Origin of the sequence: Cohnella algarum (genome assembly GCF_016937515.1) — a bacterium.
Taxonomy (GTDB): domain Bacteria; phylum Bacillota; class Bacilli; order Paenibacillales; family Paenibacillaceae; genus Cohnella; species Cohnella algarum.
In genome coordinates, this window is sequence record NZ_JAFHKM010000002.1 from 3,366,412 (window position 1) to 3,384,040 (window position 17,629).

Consider the following 17,629-nt stretch of genomic DNA (forward strand, 5'->3'; position numbering starts at 1 on the left):
GGGCTCGCCTTGCGGTTTGTCCCAAAAAAGAGCTCGATTTTCTCCATTGCCCCCGAATGGAAACTCCTTTACGATAGATTCTGCGATAATGATTCTCATTATTCCAAATGAATCGACTCGATGGGGGAAGCATTCGCCATGAACAGGTTACGTCGTTTCTTCGCCGTTCTTTGCGCGGCGATCGTTTCGAGCGTTCTGCTCGCATCTTGCGGCTCACAGCCGAACAACGCCGCGAATCCGGCAAGTACGGCCGGGGCGCAAGCAAGCGCCTCGTTACCGCCGCAGCAAAGCGCCAGCGCGGAGGCGGAGCTGCAAACGCGAACGTATACGGATTCGAAGGGACATACGGTCGAAATTCCGGTTCGTCCGCAGCGGGTTGTCTATACGGGCGGGGAGCCGGGGGATATTTTGGCGCTTGGGGTCAAGCCGGTCGGGGCCGCGCTCGGCATCATCGCCGAACAGGTGGCTTATCCGGACATGCTGGAAGGGATCGCGGACGTCGGCGATTTGCTCGGCGATCTGGAGAAGGTGGCGGCGCTTGAGCCGGATTTGATTTTGCTGGACAGCGGGGGTTCTTACTATGAGGAGGGAGCCTTCGAGAATTTGTCCAAAATTGCGCCGACGGTGACGTACGACCGGCTGTCAACGAACGAGAGGCTAAGGGTGTTCGGCGATCTGCTCGATAAAAAACGGGGAGCCGAGGATTGGATCGCGGGGTACGAGGAAAAATCCGCAAAGGTCCGGGAGCGGCTCGGGGCCAGTTCCGAAGCGACGGCAACGGTATATCTCCAGCTCGGAACCGACTTGTGGCTGATGGGCGACAGCGGATTTGCCGCCACGCTGTATGGCACGCTCGGCTATGCGCCCGCGCCGAAAGTGAAGGCGGAAATGATCGACCAAAACCAATCGTTCGCCCAAGTGTCGTCCGAGCTTCTGCCCGACTACGCCGGCGATTGGCTGTTCGTACTGACAGACCAGGACGAAACCGCGAGGGCGGCGACCGATTCCTTTGCGAGCGCCGCCGTCTGGAAGTCGATCGCTGCGGTAGAGAACGGGCAGGTGTTTTATATCCCGACCAAATGGAATTTCGACGACGCGATCACGAAAGAGCGGTTGCTCGACGAGCTGCCGGTTATCATGAACAAGTAAGGCCTGATGCAATGGCAAACGGAAGCTTTCAACGATGCGTTGAAAAGCTTCCGTTTTTTCATTAAAATAGGTTTATTGATAATTATTCTCATTGGAGGAACCGGAATGGATTCGATGCCGCCGGATACGAATTCGTCTCATCATTCCCTGCTTTTCACATGGGAGGGAACGTCGTCGTTTCAGGATCCGGCGATGGGCATCGCCTGTCGAACGGCCGCTCATGAGATTTTCGTTTTTGCCGAGGGAAGCGGCTTGCTGAAAATAGACGACGTCCCGTGCGCGTTCCGGCAAGGAACGGCGTTGGTGCTGCCTCCGGACTGCTCGCTGGAATGGGGCTGCCTGGACGGGAACGTCGCGGGCTATCGCGTCGGTTTCCGCGCTTACCAATTGGGGGGAAGGGCGCCGGCCGGGCGGCTTGGGGAATTTTTGCCGTATAAGCGGCCGATCGACGCTTCGCCCGGCTCCCGTCTGGACGGTTTGCTGGACGAATTGGCGGAAACGGCGGAAGGGATGGGGGACGAAGACGGCGTCCAACGCTTCAAAAGGGAAGTCCGGCTGCAGGAGCTGCTTCTGCTGCTGCTGGAAAAGGATCGATCGAACCGTCGATTGGGGAACGGGGATGCGGCATCGGCGGTAAAAAAGACGGCGGCCTACCTTGAGGAACACTACCGGGAAGAGATAACGGTAGAGCGGTTGGCTCGGTTGGCCAACGTGGCCCGCTGGCAGTACAGCGCCTTGTTTCAGGCGGAAACGGGGAAGAAACCGCTCGATTACCTGAACGACATTCGCATGAACCGGGCCAAGGAGCTGCTTCTTCGGACGGACGAGCCGCTCCGGGAGATCGCGCGGAGCACGGGGTTCAAGGACGAATATTATTTCAACCGGCGTTTTCGCCAAACGCTGGGGATTTCGCCCAGGCAGTATGCGAAGCTTCACCGGAGGGAAGAGCGGGATACGACGGCCGGGCCGCTCGTTCCCGCGCCGGCCAAGCCTTCCCGCATCGTCGCCGTCGGTTATGGGCTGGGCGAAATGATCGCATTGGGCATCCGGCCGGTGGGGGCGGATATGACCGTGATCGGCAGGCAGGTCGTTTACCGGAGCGAGCTGCAAAACATCGCGGACGTCGGTCCGCTCGGCGATTTGGCCGCGATTCGGCGGCTGGAGCCGGACCTGATTTTGCACTGCTCGGTCCCGGACGAGTCGATGCGGTCGTTATCCGGTTTGGCACGGACGATTTTTATCGAGAAAAACTGGCATCCTTACGAGCGGCTCAGACGAATCGCGGAATTGTTCGGGAAGACACGTCAGGCGGAACAATGGATTCGCCGCTGCGAAGCCCGTACCGGCCAAATGTGGGCGAGGCTTCGGCCGGAAATCGGGTCGCGGGAGACGGCGTCGGTATTCTTGCTGCTAAGCGGCCAGCTGTACGTCATGGGGCAGCGCGGCCTGGCTACAACGCTCTATCATCCGCTGGCGTTCCGTCCGCCCGTCCGAATCGCCGAAATGATCGAAGAGCAAATTACGTTTCGGAGCATTGCCCTCGAGCAGCTTCCCGGGTACGCGGGGGATCGCGTATTTCTGCTCGTTGGCGAGGATGCGGCTTCCGCTCAAGCGCTCGTCAAGCTTGCGAACAGCGAAATTTGGCTGGGACTGGACGCCGTCCGCAACGGGTTTGCTTACGTGAGCGAGGCCCATTGGAATTACGACGACCCGATTACGAAGGATCGGCTCTTTCCCGTGCTTCCGGTTATTTTGGGTAGGAGTTCCTGAATGAAAAGACGGGTTGTCCCAAGAGGGGCAGGCTGTTATTCGCTGTACGCCCAGCATGGGCGTCATCTTTAGGACGAACTGGATTTGAGGCAGGAATAGTCGGATGAGTTGCCCGCACACAACGAAATCCAAAGCCGCCAAGGGCTATCCCTGTAGTCGCGGGCAGACAGATGACGTTCTTATATGGGGAGGCCTGCGGAATAGGCGAAGTTCCTTCGTAGCGGAAGGGCCGAACCGAAAGGAGAGGGCTGCTTGGCATCCCAGCCGTGATGGACCGATTCCTCCAGCAAGCGCTGCTGCAAGTGATGAATTCGATCTTCGATTCCGAGTTCTCCCCGCACAGTCACGGCTTTCGGCCGGGCAAGCGAGCGCACGACGCCGTAAAAGAAGCCCAAGGCTTACATCCAGAGTGGACTGCGCTGGACGGTCGACGTGGACTTGGAGAAGTTCTTCGATAAGGTCAATCATGACATGCTCATGGCGAGGGCGGCGAGGAAAATAAAGGACAAGCGCGTCCTGAAGCTAATCCGTGCCTACCTAAACGCTGGAGTCATGGTGGGCGGAGTCTGCCAGAAGACCGAAGAAGGGATACCGCAAGGCGGACCGCTTAGCCCGCTGCTGGCAAACATCCTATTGTAAGCTAAACCGCTACACGATGGGTTGGCTAGGCTACTTCCGCCTGGCATCTGCGAAAACCCACTGCGAACAATTCGACCAGTGGATTCGCCGCTGGCTTCGGATGTGTCTGTGGAAGCAGTGGAAACGGGTCCGTACACGTACTCGCGAACTCCGGGCGCTCGGCGTACCGGATTGGGCATGCTTCGTTATGGCCAACACCCGCTCCTACCTACTCGATCGCGGGGGCGGTGTACGGGCCGATATCCGCGTAACCGGATGGTTATCGCGCAACCGCTTCTGCCGCCGCGGCCGGTTGCCGTTTGCGTTCCAGCAGGAAGCCGGCAACGGCGCCGCCCAGCGAACAGAGCGCCAGCGCCGACGCGAGATAAGGCACGTATGACAAACCGGCGTACGTGATGACGACCCCGCCGAGGTAGGCGCCTCCCGCGTTGCCGGCGTTCATCACCGAGTGGCTGGAGCTGGAGGCGAGCAGCGGGGCTTTCGCCAGCGTCATAATGCGCACCTGAACGCCGGGCAGCACGGCGAACGCCGCAACCCCCCATATAAATACGGAAGCGACCGCCAACGCCGAATTCGGAAAGGCAAACGGCAACAGGGCGAGGATGACGGCCAGCGCGGCCAAAACCATGACGGTCGATCCCATCGGCCTCCAGTCCGCGAGCTTGCCTCCGAGCAAGTTTCCGAGCGTAATTCCGATCCCGAACAGGACGAGAATCCAGGTGACGCTTGCTTCCTGAAAGCCGCTGATATCGATCAGAATCGGCGTGATGTACGTAAAGAGCGAAAACAAGCTGGCGCAGCAGAAGGCCCCGGTCAGGAGCGTCACCATCACCTTGCGGTTGAACAAGCCGCGAACCTGGTCGGACAGATTCGACGATTCGCCCGAGCCGATGACGGGGATGAACCTGGCGATGCCCAGCAAGGCGACGACGCCGAGCAGGGCGATGGCCGCAAACGAGGCTCTCCAGCCGAATTGCTGTCCGATGAACGTGCCGAACGGCACGCCGACGATGTTGGAAATCGATAAGCCGGCGAGCACCATCGAGACGGCCGCGGCTCTGCGTTCCGGGGCGACGAGCTTGGACGCCATAATCGTGCCGGCGCCGAGAAACGTTCCGTGAGCGAGCGCGGTGACGATCCGGGTCACGATCAGAAACGGATAGTTCGGCGCGAAGACGGACAGGACGTTGCCCGCGATAAAGATGCCCATCAGGAGCAGCAGCAAAAGCTTGGGCGGAACGCGGTGCGTCGCGACGGTCAGGACGGGAGCGCCGAAAGCGACGCCGAGCGCGTAGCTTGTAATCAGCTGTCCCGCCTGGGGAATCGTCACGTTCAAATCCGCGGCGACGTTGGGCAGCAGCCCCATGATCACGAACTCGGTCATGCCGATGGCGAAAGCGCCGAGCGTCAAGCAGTACAAGGAAAACGGGAAACGCTGTTTTTTCGCCCGCGGTCGGGCGGCGTAAGGCTGTGCTGCATTCATGAGACGGTCCTCTTCCTATCCGTTGAATCCCCGCAGGGGCGGCCTTGTTTTTTTATGTGGCCGCAACAGCACAGTATAGTCTCTATTCGGGAGCCTGGCAAGGCCAAATATTGACAGGGCGCGGGCCGTTTTCGCCGCTGCCGGACGTTTCCCGCGGTTATACGCCAAGCGCTTGCAAGCCGGCCTGGTTCAGCAAGTTCCACGGCTTGTTGTAATGCGGCTGGAAGAAGAAGTCGACGAACCCGAGCTCCTCGATCGTCATCCGGTTTTGGATGCAGACCGACAGCGTGTTGATCGACTGCGTCAAGTCGGCTTTCGAGAGCACCTGCGCGCCGACGATCCTTCCGCTTTCCGCTTCATAAACGACTTTGAGAAGCGCCTTCTCGTAAGCGGGCATAAATTCGGGGCGATAGCTGTCTTCGATTGTGATTTCTTTCACATTCAACCCCGCATCAAGAGCCGCTTGTTCCGTGAGCCCCGTCGAGGCGATGTTGTAGTCGAAGATTTTAATGCCCGACGTTCCCTGGGTGCCCAAATATTTGGTCGTCGGCTTCACCAGATTGCGGGCGACGAGCGTTCCCATGCGGACGGCGTTCGTGGCGAGCGGGATGTAGGCGGCCTGCCCTGTCGGATTGTAGCGGATCGCGCAGCTGTCTCCGGCGGCGAATACGTCCGGCTTGCTTGTCTGCATGTATTCGTTGACGACGATGGCTCCGTTCGGGAGCATGTCGACCTGATTTTTCAGCAGCTCGGTATTCGGACGGAAGCCGATGCAGAGAATGACCATGTCGGCTTCATATTGGCCTTTCGTCGTGACGACCCGGGTCACTTTGCCCGCTTCTCCGCCAAAAGCGGTCACGGTTTGCCCGAGCGCCAGACGAATGCCGCGGGCTTCGAGCTCCGTCTCGACCTTGTCCGTAAATTCCCGGTCCAGGTATTTGAACAAAACGCGCGGCGTGTTGTCGATGACGGTGACCCGCTTACCGAGCTGCTCGAACGCTTCGACGAGCTCGATGCCGATGTAGCCGGCTCCGACGACGACGACGCGTTTCGCGCCGGCCGCTTTTTGGATGATCGTTTGCGCGTGGCCGTAATTTTTGCACAATAAAATGTTTTCAAGCTCCATGCCTTCCATTTTCGGCACGATCGGCCACGACCCCGTCGTCACGACAAGCTTGTCGTATGTGTCTTCGCGGGTTTCGCCGGTCGTCAAGTCGCGCACGCGAACGGTGCGGGCTTCCGTATCGACGGCGAGAACGTCGTGCCGCATGCGGGCGGTTACGCCCAGCTCCGCAAGCTTGCCGGGGTTCGAATAGAAAAGGTCTTCGGCGTTGCGGACGACGCCGCCGACATGCAGGGCGATGCCGCACGAGAGGAAGGAGATGTTGTCGTTCCGTTCGTATACGGTAATTCGGGCTTCGGGATAGAGTTTGGCCATTTGGGTTGCGGCCGCGGTTCCGGCATGGGTGCAGCCGATGACGATGACTTTCATGGGAAGGCCTCCTTTTTGAACGTTGATTGTGAATCATTTCACATATAATCTTATATTGTGATTTAATTCACAATCGTTTGTTGGATTTATCATATTCGATTTTTCGGCAGCTGGCAACCGTTTTTGTGAAAAAAGGCACAAATATTTTTTTTCGGGCCATTCTCCGCCGGTTGCATGGAAGAGGCCGGACGCCGATAATAAATGTAAGGTTTAAACGGACGGGAGGAGACAGCATGGGCGATTTTTATAAGGTTACGTTAAACGGAGATTTCGATTCGGTCGTGGAAGCCGCCATCGGCGCGGCCGTCGCCGAGTCGATTCCTGCAATTCTTTCTTTTATTTTCTCCAATATCGTCGGGATTTTGCTTGTGCTTTTGGCGCTGTTTTTGCTTGCGGCGCTTATCGTGTTATGGCTTAAACGCAACATCGTCAAACGTTGGCTGGACAAGGCGAGGCTTCGGCATCGGGAAGCGTCCGCGAAGCTTGACGGGCTGATTTTGTCGGAAACGTTCAAGGATTTAAATAACGGATTCATTCAGGGGTCGACCCGCCAGTCGCTGGAACGGCTGGAACAGGCGGTGCTCGCGGCCCGCCGGCAGGCGGAGCAGCTGCAGGCGAGGCTGAGCGCGCAGAAGGTCCCGTTTTTTTCGCTGATCGGTCCCCTTCATCGAATCGGCAAATTGAACGCCGAAGCGAACGCTCTGCTTTCGCAGTCGAAGCAGTATGAGCAGGAGCTGGCCGGAACCGAGCGGTTGGCCGGCGATATGAGGTCTTCGGTCGGCGGGGTGCGCCAGAGGGCGGAGGAGCTTGCGGCTCTGCTTGATGCCGTATCGGCGGAAACCGGTTATCCGCTCGGCGAGCTCAGGGCGGCATTGGAACGGGTGCAAGAGGCGATCCGCCAAGCGGAATACTCCGGCAGCTTCGATGCGATGAAGGCGCAGGACGATATTCGCAAAGCGCGGCGGGAGGCCGATGCGCTGGAGCGGAAAATCGCCGAATTTCGCAAAAACGCGGATATTTTCCGGGAAATAAAGCGGCGAACCGAGCGGCAGCTCGAACGGATTGCGGGCGCGCGCGGCCAGGAGTCGAACGAAGTCTCGATCGCCGTCCGGCAATCCAGGGAGATCGTCGGCGTTTTGGAAGAGTCGATGCAGGCGGGAAAAGCGGTCGATCTTCGTGCCGCCGCGGTCGAGCTCGAACAGTTATTCAAGCGGGGATCGGATGAAGGTTGAAGCAAACGCCGAAGTTCACGGATTCCCTCCGATCGCCCTATCGGCGTGCGCCGACCGCAGCTATAAGGTGTTTCGCAAGCTGGAGCGCCAAACGCCGTGAACTTTGGAGGCATAGCGGCTTATGATAGGGTATAAAGATTTGAATAGCGGCCCCATGGGCCGCCAGGGACAAGAAGTTGACAGACTTTTTCGAATAGTTGTAAGATAACAGCATGAAATCCGATTCGAATTCGGCCCGGACGGCGGGCATAAGGAGGGCGCGGCGATGAGAAAGCAAGGAAACGGTTTTCGTTTGCCCGACAACGCGATCATACCCGAACGCGCCTTATGCGGCTTCTGGCGGCCGAGACGAAGTATTCGAACGAGTACGGCCCGAGGAAAGCATGTGACAAGCTGCGTTTCGCTTCCGGTCAGCGCCTGATGGCGCTCCGGGGCGCATGCGCGGCTTTTTATTTTATAGGAGTCAACTTCAAACTCAGGGGTGAAAACGATGAGCAAAAGAAGCAGCATAATCGCCGCGTCCGACGAGATGGTCTTTCAAAATTTGTCGGAAAGCCGTCTCTCCGTCGACGACGTGATGGACCGGATCGTCAAGTTCATGGCCCGGGATCCCCAAAGCGTCTACCATTTCGTCATCGGAACGGACAGCCAGGTGCACCGCGGGCATACGAAGTTCGTCACCGGCATCGTCGTTCACCGTTTGGGCAAAGGGGCGTGGGCATGCTACCGCCAGTTGGCGCTGCCGCGCGAGCTGACGTCGATCAAGGAAAAGCTCACGCTGGAAACGTCCTTATCGCAAAGCGTCGCCCATTGCTTCGGCGAGGAGGCGATCGGCCGGATGGAGGAACTGCTGCTGCCCTATGTTTATCAGGGCGCCATGCTGGAGACGTACATCGATATCGATGCCGGCACGGAGCCGATCGTCAACAAAACGTCGCTTTACGTTCAGGAGATGGTGGAGCGAGTGGAGGCGATGGGCAGCTATGCGCCGAGGGTCAAGCCGGATTCGATCGTGGCGTCGTCCTATGCGAACCGCTTTACGAAAAAGCCCGTGCGCCGCGTCATGTAGCCCCGCTTCGCGTCCCCCGTTTTCGGATTTTTCGTGGTACAATATCCCTAATCAGGTTCCAGTACGAATTGGCGCAAGCGGGAGGTCGAGCCGGTGCAGGATATCGAATTTTTGCGGCACTTTCCCTTTTTCGAGCATTTGGAACGTCATGAGCTGGAAGCATTCGCTGCCCTGTTCGTAACGAAGACGGTCGATAAGGGCACGTATTTGTTTTGGGAAAACGAAGAAGGCGACGAAATGTACCTGATCCGTTCCGGGGTCGTCGAAATATTTCGCAGCGACGAGGATCGGGAAATTATTTTGGCGATCTTCAACGCGGGCGACTTTTTCGGGGAAATGGCGCTGCTCGGGGAAGAGCGGAACCGCTCGGCTTCGGCCCGGACGCTTGCCAAGACGACGCTGTACGCGGTCAAGCGCGAGCATTTTCAGGAACTGTTGAGCGGGAATATGACGATTTATTTCAAAATCCTGAATGCGGTTATGGAACGCCTGCGCGCCGCGAACGAAATGATTTCCGATTTGACGATTACGCATGCGCGGACGAGAATCGCCCGGCTCCTGCTGCGGCTTTCCGAAAAGCGCGACAAGTCATCGGGAGAGGTATCGCTCGGCATGAAGCTGACGCACCAGCAACTGGCCAATATGACGGGCACGGTTCGGGAAACGGTGACGAAGGTGCTGTCGGAAATGCAAAACGAGGGGCTGATCCGGATCGTCAATCGGGAAATCATCATTTGCGAGCTGAACAGGCTGAAGAAAACATCCGGACTGTAACGTTCAAAAATTGCCCCCGCACAACACTGTTTGCCCGGACTGATTATTGAGGTTTGCGGCAATACTGTTTCTCTAGACCCACACGCATTCTGTCCTTTACGATAGAAAGACAGATTACCGGCGGACGGGTGGAGGAACAATGGAAAACACGTACAACAATTTAAAGCAAGGCGAAAGAGGCGCCTGGATCAGCATCCTGGCCTACATCTTCCTCTCCGCTCTCAAGCTGTTCATCGGGTATATCGCCTTGTCCGAAGCGCTTTGGGCGGACGGGCTGAACAACGCGACGGACATTATCGCTTCGGTCGCCGTACTGATCGGACTTCGCATTTCGCGCAAGCCTCCGGACGCGGATCACCGCTACGGCCATTTCCGGGCGGAAACGGTCGCGTCGCTCGTCGCTTCTTTTATTATGATGGCGGTCGGACTCCAGGTTCTGTTTCAGGCCGTCTCCAAATTCCGGGTCCAATCCTACGAATCTCCCGACATGATCGCCGGCTGGACGGCCATCGGGTGCGCGGTCGTCATGTACTTCGTGTACTTGTACAATATCCGTCTCGCCCGCAGAATCGGAAGCGCCGCGCTGACGGCGGCAGCCCAGGACAACCGCTCGGACGCGCTCGTCAGCGCGGGGACGTTCGTCGGCATCGTCGGCTCGCAATTCGGATTGCCGTGGCTCGACCCGCTGACGGCGCTTGCGGTCGGGCTGATCATCTGCAAGACGGCGTGGGAAATTTTCCGCGACAGCTCGCACGCCCTTACGGACGGCTTCGACGCCGCCGAGCTTCAGGCGATCCGGCAAACCGTCCGCGGCATAACCGGCGTCAAAAAAATCATCGACGTGAAAGCAAGGGTTCACGGAAACAACACGTTCGTCGACATGACGATCGCGGTCGAGCCGGAACTTAACGTAAGCGAAAGCCACGCGATCACGGAAAAGATCGAGCGGCGCATGCTCGAGGCGCACGGCATCGCGCATGCGCATATTCATATCGAGCCGTTCGAATCCGCCGCGAAATAAGCGGGGTTCGAACGGACTCGCTTCAGTTGAGGGACTTGGCGGGCTTCGGCGACCAGTTGATAAAGATGGCCTCGAAGACGGGAATCCTTTTCAACAAAAAATGCGCGGCTACGGGAATGAAAATGCCCATTAACGTGAACTCGACGAGGTTAGGCTGGATATGAAAAGCTTCGTTGACCAGATTGTTAATCGGAAAGTGAAGATACATAACGGTCATGGTCATGCCGCCCAGTTTGACCATGACGTTATATTTGGGACGGATGATTTCGCACAAGCAATAGCTTAAGGCGAAAAGAACCAATAAGCACGAAAGCGGAATGAGCAGCGCGAAGACGAAATTTCCGTACACGTTGTATTTCATGTCCATTCGAAAATCGATCGCCCCGGCGTGTTTAAGCAAAACGAACGCAACGGACCCGGCCAGCGCCAACAAGGGGATCCCAATTTTTTTGATCGAATTTACGATGATATCTTTAAAATAGTATCCGATCGCGTAATAGACGAGGGCAAGCGGCACGACATCCGCATTCCACGGAACGGACAGCGCGGACCAATCGACAACGAACGAAAGTACATAGCATGCCGCAACGATCGCAAACTGGACCGTTCTCGGATATCTGGATATAAACGCGAAAAGCATTTGGGTCAAAAAAAGGCAAGTGATGAACCAGAAAACCGCAAAGCTTCCCTTCAGAACGTCTCCCCCGTACAAAAGCAGTCCAATATTTTCGAAAAAGATTCCGAAATCGAATTTGTCCTTGATCAGGATCAGAAGCGCGATAACGACTCCGTATGCAAAATAAGGAATCATCAATTGTTTGGCTCTTTTCAGAGACCATTTTTTGAACGCGTCGCCCTGAACGGGTTTAAATAAAAATCCGCTGACCATAAAGAAAAGCGGCATGGCAACCCAGCTCAAATAAGGATTGATCCCGTTATCGCCCGAATGGCCCATCACGACAAAGATGATACCCAGCCCTTTTGCGAAATCGATCCATGCTTCGCGGTTTTTAACCATAAAGTGGCACTCTCCTTTTTTGATACATATTGTATCACTAAAACGGAAGGCGTCCAATCGTTTTATGTTAAAAATTTGCGTATATGGAATTGTCGATTGTTCATAGCTGGACATCCAAGCAAAACAGGTTGTTTTATCGAAAGCTCCGGAATTTCATTTTCCGAGTTCCCTTGTCTTCTCAAACATATTAACATTATGATGTAATAATCTTTTTGAGGTAATAAAAAAAGGGGGGATCGGTTGAAACATTGGCTCGGGCGGTCTCTCAGACGAAAGCTGTCGTTTCTGTTGATCGTTTCCATGATTGGGCCGATCGTGCTTCTCGGTTATTTTTCCTATCATACCGCGTCCTCGGTATCGGAGGAAAAAGCCAAGCTCTCGGGGATGAATATTCTTCGGCAGCTCGATACGCAATTTCAGCTTATGGTCAAGGACGTCGAAAACCTGTCCATTTTCCTGATCGGGGACGATGACGTCCAACGCTATTTGAGCGCGCCGCAGCGCAACGTCGTGCTTCGCACTTCCATCATCGTTTTTTTGACCAATCTCGTATTTTCCAAAGATTATATCGCCGACATCCGCATCGTTCCGGACGACGACAAGGAGGCGATCGCGTACTCCCAGACGCCGGGAGCCCGGCAGCCGGTTGCCCGAGAGGAGGCGGAGAGCTTCGCCGGCCGGGAGGATAAAACGTGGTCGCTCGCCGCGCAGCTTTCCGGGGCTTCCGGGGCGGGACAAACGATGACGCTGAGCCGGCCGATTCGCAGCACGGACCACTACGCCACGATCGGCCATTTGACGATCAGCCTGAATCGGGATGCCTTGACTCGAAGCCTGCGCCGGTCCGGGATGGAGGGGGGAGGGTACGTGCTTCTGCTTGACGGGCAAAACCGGGTGATCGCGGGAGACGGCCCGGCTCCGGGAGCGCGGATCGAGGAACGGTTTCCCGGGGTAAGGCTCGACAAGGCGTCCGGCGGGTTTCTGAATTACGGCGACGGAGACGGAAAAATGACGCTGATGGTTTACCGGATGCCGGGCGTCGATTGGACGCTGCTCGGCGTCATTCCGTTCAAGCAGTACAGCAGCGAGAACCAGCATTTGCTTCGGCTGACTGCGGCCGTCGTCGTTTTGGAGGGGCTGATTCTCGCCGGCATCATTTTGTTTCTGACCGCCCGAATTACGCAGCCGCTTCGCCGGCTCGCCCGATTTTTGAAAACCGGCAACCCGGAGGAAGAGCTGCCGATGCTGCCGGCTCAAACCGTGGACGAGGTCGGGCAGCTCATCATGAGCTACAATCGGCTGAGCGGCAGGATCCAGCGGCTGACCGAACGGGTGAAAGAGAACGAAGCCCGAAAAAAGGAGGCGGACCTGCTCGCGTTGCAGGCGCAAATCCATCCCCATTTTCTCTATAATACGCTGTCGTCGATCCACTGGCTGGCGATGGCCAACCGCGAACACCGCATTGCGCGGATGGTCGGGGCATTGAGCGATTTTTTGCGCTTCAGCCTGAACGACGGCGAAGAGTACTGCACCGTCGGGCAGGAAGCCGCGCACGCTCAAAGCTATGTGCGAATCCAGTCCGACCGCTACCCGGACGAATGGGAAGTCCGGTTTGACATCGACCCCGATTGTGAGCGGGGAATGATGCTGAAGCTGCTGCTTCAGCCCCTGATCGAAAATGCGATTCGGCACGGCGTGCTTCCGAAAGAAGGAAAAGGCAGCATCGAGGTGAGCATGGCCCGCGACGGACCGTGGCTGCGCGTCATTGTGCAGGACAACGGGGTCGGAATGGACGAAGAAAAACTGGAGCGGCTGCGGGCTTCGCTGGAACGGGAGCCGGAGCGGTCGCCGGACAAGCCGATCGGCGGGGGCTATGGCTTGCGCAACGTTCATCGCAGGCTTCGCATGCATTATACCGGCAATCCCGGACTTCATTTGGAAAGCTGGGAGGGGCTTGGGACGAAGGCGGCATTCACGATACCGATATTCGAGGTGACCGACGATGAAGCTCATGATCGTTGACGACGATCCCCACATCCGCAACGGGCTGGCCAAGGCAATTCCGTGGGAGGAGCACGGCTTCATGCTGCTGGACCCGGCTTCTTCGGCCGAAGAGGCGCTAAGCCGATTTCCCGGCGAGCGGCCCGAGATCGTATTGACCGACATCGAAATGAAAGGCATCACCGGCCTCGAGATGGCGGCCCGAATGAAACGGAGCGCTCCGGCTACGGAAATCGTCGTGCTCTCCGGCTACGGTCAATTTTCTTACATGCAACAAGCGATACGCGAAGGCGTCGGCGACTATATATTGAAAACGAGCGGTCCGGACGAAATCGTCCGCGTCGTCCTGAACGCGAAGCGCCGCCTGTTGGACAAGGCCGGGCGTGACCGCGACGGAGCTTCCGGCGTCCTTGCCAGCGGGGCGCTGGAGGAGTTGCTGTTCCACGATCATCCGCCCGATTACCGCTTGCCGAATGAACTTAAGCGGCTGTTCGACGGGATGCGGCCGCCATCCGGCGGCCGGGAGCTGCTTCAGGCGATCGTCGTTTCCGTGAAGCGCCAGGACGAGCGAATGTCGGCCGGTTTTTTGCATTTTACGATTCGAACCCGTCTGCAGGAGCGGTTCCCCTCCGTCGCGCTGCGCTACGGAAAGCGGATGCTCGTTGTGCTGAGCCGGTCCGAAGAGCGGGAGGACGACGACGAGTTGAGGAGGTCGTTCGCCGAGCTGGAGAAGAAGCTCGGTTGCCGGCTGTTCGTTTCTGCCGGCTCGCCGGTCCGGCGGCCGGAGGAGCTGGCCGTCTCCTTCCGGGAGGCGGAAACGGCTTCCCGCTACGGGTGGTTTCTGGATGACGCCGGATTCGTGGCGTACGCTGCGGTTCGCGGACGCAAAGGCATCGATCCGGTTTTCCCGAAGGAGGAGGAACGGGAGCTCACGCGACTCATCCGAAGCGGCGACGCTCGGGAGCTTCGCGGCATGGCGGAGCGTCTGTGCGCCCGGATCCGGAACGACCCCGACGCGACGCCGGATTCCCTGTACGCTTACGCGCAAATGCTGTTGACGGCGGGTTATCGCTGGCTGGAGCGAACCGCCGCCTCGTACGGAAAAGCGCTCGGGAAGGAACGGATGCGGCTTCCTTCCCCCGAGGAGCTGCTGGCGGGACCGGCGAACGTGCTGGGCGATCTACTGGCATCGATCATGGACCAATACCTGGAGCTCGGTTCCGGCACCCATCATTATATCGCCGAGGCGATTGCCTATGTCCGGGAGAATCTGGGCCGCAACGTCTCCCTCCAGCAGGCGGCCGCTCACATTCACGTCAACCCGAATTACTTGAGCGACCTGTTCAAACGGGAAACGGGCACGAACTATATCGAATTCGTGACGAAGGAGCGGATGGAGCGAGCCAAGTCTCTTCTGTCCGGTTCGAACGACAAAATCAAAGACATCGCAAGAAGCGTCGGTTACGAGGATATCAAGTACTTTACGGGGCTTTTCAAACGCCACACGGGACAAACGCCTTCCGAATACCGCGGCAAGTTCTGAATTTTCACCCCCTCGGCTCTGAACTCTCTCCCCTTATGCCCGGGAGAGAGTTTTTTATAATAGAAGAGGAAAGCCAACACAGGGAGGTTAAGAAACATGACAAAGAGGTTGAAAGGTTTCGTTTCCCTCGTTTTATTAGGGGCGCTTCTGGCCGGATGCGGCAGCTCGGGCTCGAACGGCGGGGAAGCGTCGGCCCCGGCGGGTTCTTCGGACTCGGCAAGCGCGGAAGGCGGGGAGAGGGTATCTCTCTCCATCTGGCACAATTACTCGGGCGACGACTTGCGCGCCCAGACGGTGCGCCGGCTCATCAGCGAGTTTCAGGAGGAGCATCCCGAAGTCTTGCTCGATTCCCAGCCGATTCCGACCGATTCCTATCGGCAGCGGATCCAGACCGTAGCGGCCGCCCGCGAGCTTCCGGACGTGTTCCTTTCCTATTCGGGCAGCTTTACCGACGAATTTCAAAAGGCGGGCCTGATCCAGCCGATTACGGAGCTGCTTGACGGCAACCAGGAGTGGACCGACGGTTTCCTGCCGGGAGCCTATGATATTTTCACGTACGATGGCGAAGTATATTCGGTTCCGGTGGCGATGTCGGCGACGTCGTTCCTGTTCTATAACAAGGAGCTGTTCGAGCAAAACGGCCTCGCCGTGCCGAAAACGTGGGACGAGCTGCTGGCCGCGATCGAAGCGTTCAAGGCAAAAGGCGTTACGCCGATCGCGATGGGCAATCAGGCGCCATGGGTCGCTCAATCCACGATGTTCGGCGTCATGGCGGACCGGCTCACCGGCACGGAATGGTTCATGAACGCGAAGGACGGCAGCGGCGCGTCGTTTACCGATCCGATTTTTGTCGAGGCGCTAGGCTATTTCAAGCAGTTGTCCGACGCGGGCGCGTTCCAGGAAGGCGCGAACAGCCTGGACAATACGCAGGCGGAGCAATACTTCATCCAGGGCAACGCCGCGATGATTATGAACGGCGCCTGGTCGATCAGCAACTGGGCGGCATCCGCTTCGGAGGAAGCCCTGCAGAAGGTCGGAGTCGCCGTCTTCCCGACGCTTCCGAACGGCAAAGGCGAGGCGAACACAATCACGGGCGGTCCCGGCGGCGGCTTCGTGCTTAACGCGGAAGCGGAAGGACGGAAGCGGGAGCTGGCGATGGAGCTCATATACAAGCTAAGCAGTGCGGAAGCGCAAAAGGCGGTCGCCGAAAGCAATTCGATGGTGATGTACGACGTCGACATCGACGCTTCGAAGGTGACGCCGCTGTTCAACGATGCGTTTGGCTTGGTGAAGACCCTGTCGTTCAGCCCGGTTTACGACCTTTACTTGTCCGCTGCCGGCGGCGAGGCGGTCAACAACGGCCTGCAGGAGCTGATGCTGGGCGGCGATCCGGCGGCGGTTGCGGAAAAAATCCAGGCGGCGCAGGCGGGCTCGGCGCAATAGACTCGCTAAAGATCCGAAAGGGACGGACATCCGCATCCGGCAGGATGCGGATGTTTCATCGCCCGGGCGCCAACGCCCGCGCGAGAAGGAAAGGAGGCGTCCATGACAAACGCCGGACGTTTACGGGCTTTTATTTTCGCGTGTTTGGCTCCGACCTTGATCGTTTACGGGCTGTTTGCGGTCGTTCCGATCGCATGGTCGGCCTACTACGGATTTTTCGACTGGAGCGGAATCGGGGACCCGAAATTCGCGGGATGGGCCAACTATGCCGCCGTCGTCCAGGAGCCGCTGTTCTGGCGAGCCTTGAAAAATAACATCATCATCGTCGGCGCCTCCATCTTCGGACAGCTGCCGATCGCGCTCCTGCTCGCGATTTTGCTGAACCGGAACTCGTGGTTCGGCAGGGCGATCCGGTCGGCCGTCTTCATGCCGATGGTGCTTTCGACGGTCGTCGTCGCGCTCATTTGGAAATACATTTATCATCCGCAGATCGGCGTCCTCAATTACGTGCTGAAGGCGATCGGCCTGGAATCGTGGGCCATGCCGTGGCTGTCCGATCCCGCCATCAACATGTACGCGGTGTCGATTCCGGTTATTTGGGCCAACATCGGTCCTTATCTGATTATTTTCATTTCCGCGATCCAGAATCTTCCCTCCGAGGTGGACGAAGCGGCGCGGCTGGACGGGGCGACAGGCGCGAAGAAACTCGTTCTCGTCACGCTGCCGATGATTTGGAACACGATCAAGGTGACCGTCATCATGTGCATCGCCGGCAGCTTGAAGGCGTTCGACCTGGTGTTCGTCATGACCCACGGCGGTCCGGCGCATACGACGGAGCTGCTGGCCACTTATATGTACAACAGCACGTTTGCCGTTTACCGGTACGGGTACGGCTCGGCGATTTCGACGATGATCGTTCTGGTCAGCGCGGTTCTCATTTTGCTCAGCCAACTGCTGATGACGCGTAAAAGCCAATGAAAGAAGGGGGACAGCGA

At 57.8% G+C, this 17,629-nt stretch carries 13 protein-coding genes and 1 pseudogene; 11 read left to right on the top strand and 3 right to left on the bottom strand.

Going from position 1 to position 17,629, the window contains the following annotated elements; translation table 11 throughout:
* Positions 1 to 138: 138 nt before the first annotated feature.
* The 3 genes and pseudogenes from JW799_RS14965 to JW799_RS14975 all read left to right on the top strand — a co-directional run.
* On the top strand, positions 139 to 1,149 hold the full coding sequence (locus JW799_RS14965) for an ABC transporter substrate-binding protein (protein WP_205430491.1): 1,011 nt from the start codon (positions 139 to 141) through the stop codon (positions 1,147 to 1,149).
* Between the two features lie 105 nt (positions 1,150 to 1,254).
* Entirely contained in the window at positions 1,255 to 2,919 is a 1,665-nt protein-coding gene (locus tag JW799_RS14970) for a helix-turn-helix domain-containing protein (RefSeq protein ID WP_205430493.1), read from the top strand.
* A 248-nt stretch (positions 2,920 to 3,167) separates the two neighbouring features.
* Positions 3,168 to 3,760, top strand: a pseudogene (locus tag JW799_RS14975) (reverse transcriptase domain-containing protein); the annotation flags it as partial.
* 57 nt (positions 3,761 to 3,817) lie between these two features.
* Here the strand turns inward: JW799_RS14975 and JW799_RS14980 are convergent.
* Positions 3,818 to 5,041: an MFS transporter gene (locus JW799_RS14980; protein WP_205430494.1), complete on the bottom strand. Its 1,224-nt coding sequence runs from the start codon at positions 5,039 to 5,041 to the stop codon at positions 3,818 to 3,820.
* A 157-nt stretch (positions 5,042 to 5,198) separates the two neighbouring features.
* A complete protein-coding gene (locus tag JW799_RS14985) occupies positions 5,199 to 6,533 on the bottom strand; it encodes an FAD-dependent oxidoreductase (protein ID WP_205430495.1) in 1,335 nt (444 codons plus the stop codon).
* Positions 6,534 to 6,766: 233 nt separating this feature from the next.
* Between JW799_RS14985 and JW799_RS14990 the strand changes: the two genes are divergently transcribed.
* The 4 genes from JW799_RS14990 to JW799_RS15005 all read left to right on the top strand — a co-directional run bounded on the left by JW799_RS14990 (position 6,767) and on the right by JW799_RS15005 (position 10,629).
* Positions 6,767 to 7,765, top strand: coding sequence for a hypothetical protein (locus JW799_RS14990; protein WP_205430496.1), 999 nt, complete (start codon positions 6,767 to 6,769; stop codon positions 7,763 to 7,765).
* 490 nt (positions 7,766 to 8,255) lie between these two features.
* Positions 8,256 to 8,834, top strand: a complete 579-nt coding sequence (locus tag JW799_RS14995; RefSeq protein ID WP_205430497.1) for a ribonuclease H-like YkuK family protein — start codon at positions 8,256 to 8,258, stop codon at positions 8,832 to 8,834.
* A 93-nt stretch (positions 8,835 to 8,927) separates the two neighbouring features.
* Complete coding sequence (locus tag JW799_RS15000) at positions 8,928 to 9,608, top strand: cyclic nucleotide-binding domain-containing protein (RefSeq protein WP_205430498.1); 681 nt, start codon at positions 8,928 to 8,930, stop codon at positions 9,606 to 9,608.
* 139 nt (positions 9,609 to 9,747) lie between these two features.
* Positions 9,748 to 10,629, top strand: a complete 882-nt coding sequence (locus JW799_RS15005; protein ID WP_205430499.1) for a cation diffusion facilitator family transporter — start codon at positions 9,748 to 9,750, stop codon at positions 10,627 to 10,629.
* Positions 10,630 to 10,651: 22 nt separating this feature from the next.
* Here JW799_RS15005 and JW799_RS15010 read toward each other — a convergent pair whose 3' ends face one another.
* On the bottom strand, positions 10,652 to 11,647 hold the full coding sequence (locus JW799_RS15010) for an acyltransferase family protein (protein WP_205430501.1): 996 nt from the start codon (positions 11,645 to 11,647) through the stop codon (positions 10,652 to 10,654).
* A 240-nt stretch (positions 11,648 to 11,887) separates the two neighbouring features.
* Between JW799_RS15010 and JW799_RS15015 the strand changes: the two genes are divergently transcribed.
* The 4 genes from JW799_RS15015 to JW799_RS15030 all read left to right on the top strand — a co-directional run bounded on the left by JW799_RS15015 (position 11,888) and on the right by JW799_RS15030 (position 17,612).
* A complete protein-coding gene (locus JW799_RS15015; protein WP_205430503.1) occupies positions 11,888 to 13,669 on the top strand; it encodes a cache domain-containing sensor histidine kinase in 1,782 nt (593 codons plus the stop codon).
* Complete coding sequence (locus JW799_RS15020) at positions 13,650 to 15,191, top strand: helix-turn-helix domain-containing protein (protein WP_205430505.1); 1,542 nt, start codon at positions 13,650 to 13,652, stop codon at positions 15,189 to 15,191. Before JW799_RS15015 ends, JW799_RS15020 begins: the two co-directional genes overlap by 20 nt.
* Positions 15,192 to 15,287: 96 nt before the next feature.
* Positions 15,288 to 16,634, top strand: coding sequence for an extracellular solute-binding protein (locus JW799_RS15025; RefSeq protein ID WP_205430507.1), 1,347 nt, complete (start codon positions 15,288 to 15,290; stop codon positions 16,632 to 16,634).
* 102 nt (positions 16,635 to 16,736) lie between these two features.
* Entirely contained in the window at positions 16,737 to 17,612 is an 876-nt protein-coding gene (locus tag JW799_RS15030; protein ID WP_080834678.1) for a carbohydrate ABC transporter permease, read from the top strand.
* Positions 17,613 to 17,629 lie beyond the last annotated feature (17 nt).

Coding starts and splice junctions, on each gene's coding strand:
- JW799_RS14965 (WP_205430491.1), top strand. CDS start 139: ATGAACAGGTTACGTCGTTTCTTCGCCGTTCTTTGCGCGGCGATCGTT.
- JW799_RS14970 (WP_205430493.1), top strand. CDS start 1,255: ATGGATTCGATGCCGCCGGATACGAATTCGTCTCATCATTCCCTGCTT.
- JW799_RS14980 (WP_205430494.1), bottom strand. CDS start 5,041: ATGAATGCAGCACAGCCTTACGCCGCCCGACCGCGGGCGAAAAAACAG.
- JW799_RS14985 (WP_205430495.1), bottom strand. CDS start 6,533: ATGAAAGTCATCGTCATCGGCTGCACCCATGCCGGAACCGCGGCCGCA.
- JW799_RS14990 (WP_205430496.1), top strand. CDS start 6,767: ATGGGCGATTTTTATAAGGTTACGTTAAACGGAGATTTCGATTCGGTC.
- JW799_RS14995 (WP_205430497.1), top strand. CDS start 8,256: ATGAGCAAAAGAAGCAGCATAATCGCCGCGTCCGACGAGATGGTCTTT.
- JW799_RS15005 (WP_205430499.1), top strand. CDS start 9,748: ATGGAAAACACGTACAACAATTTAAAGCAAGGCGAAAGAGGCGCCTGG.
- JW799_RS15010 (WP_205430501.1), bottom strand. CDS start 11,647: ATGGTTAAAAACCGCGAAGCATGGATCGATTTCGCAAAAGGGCTGGGT.
- JW799_RS15020 (WP_205430505.1), top strand. CDS start 13,650: ATGAAGCTCATGATCGTTGACGACGATCCCCACATCCGCAACGGGCTG.
- JW799_RS15025 (WP_205430507.1), top strand. CDS start 15,288: ATGACAAAGAGGTTGAAAGGTTTCGTTTCCCTCGTTTTATTAGGGGCG.
- JW799_RS15030 (WP_080834678.1), top strand. CDS start 16,737: ATGACAAACGCCGGACGTTTACGGGCTTTTATTTTCGCGTGTTTGGCT.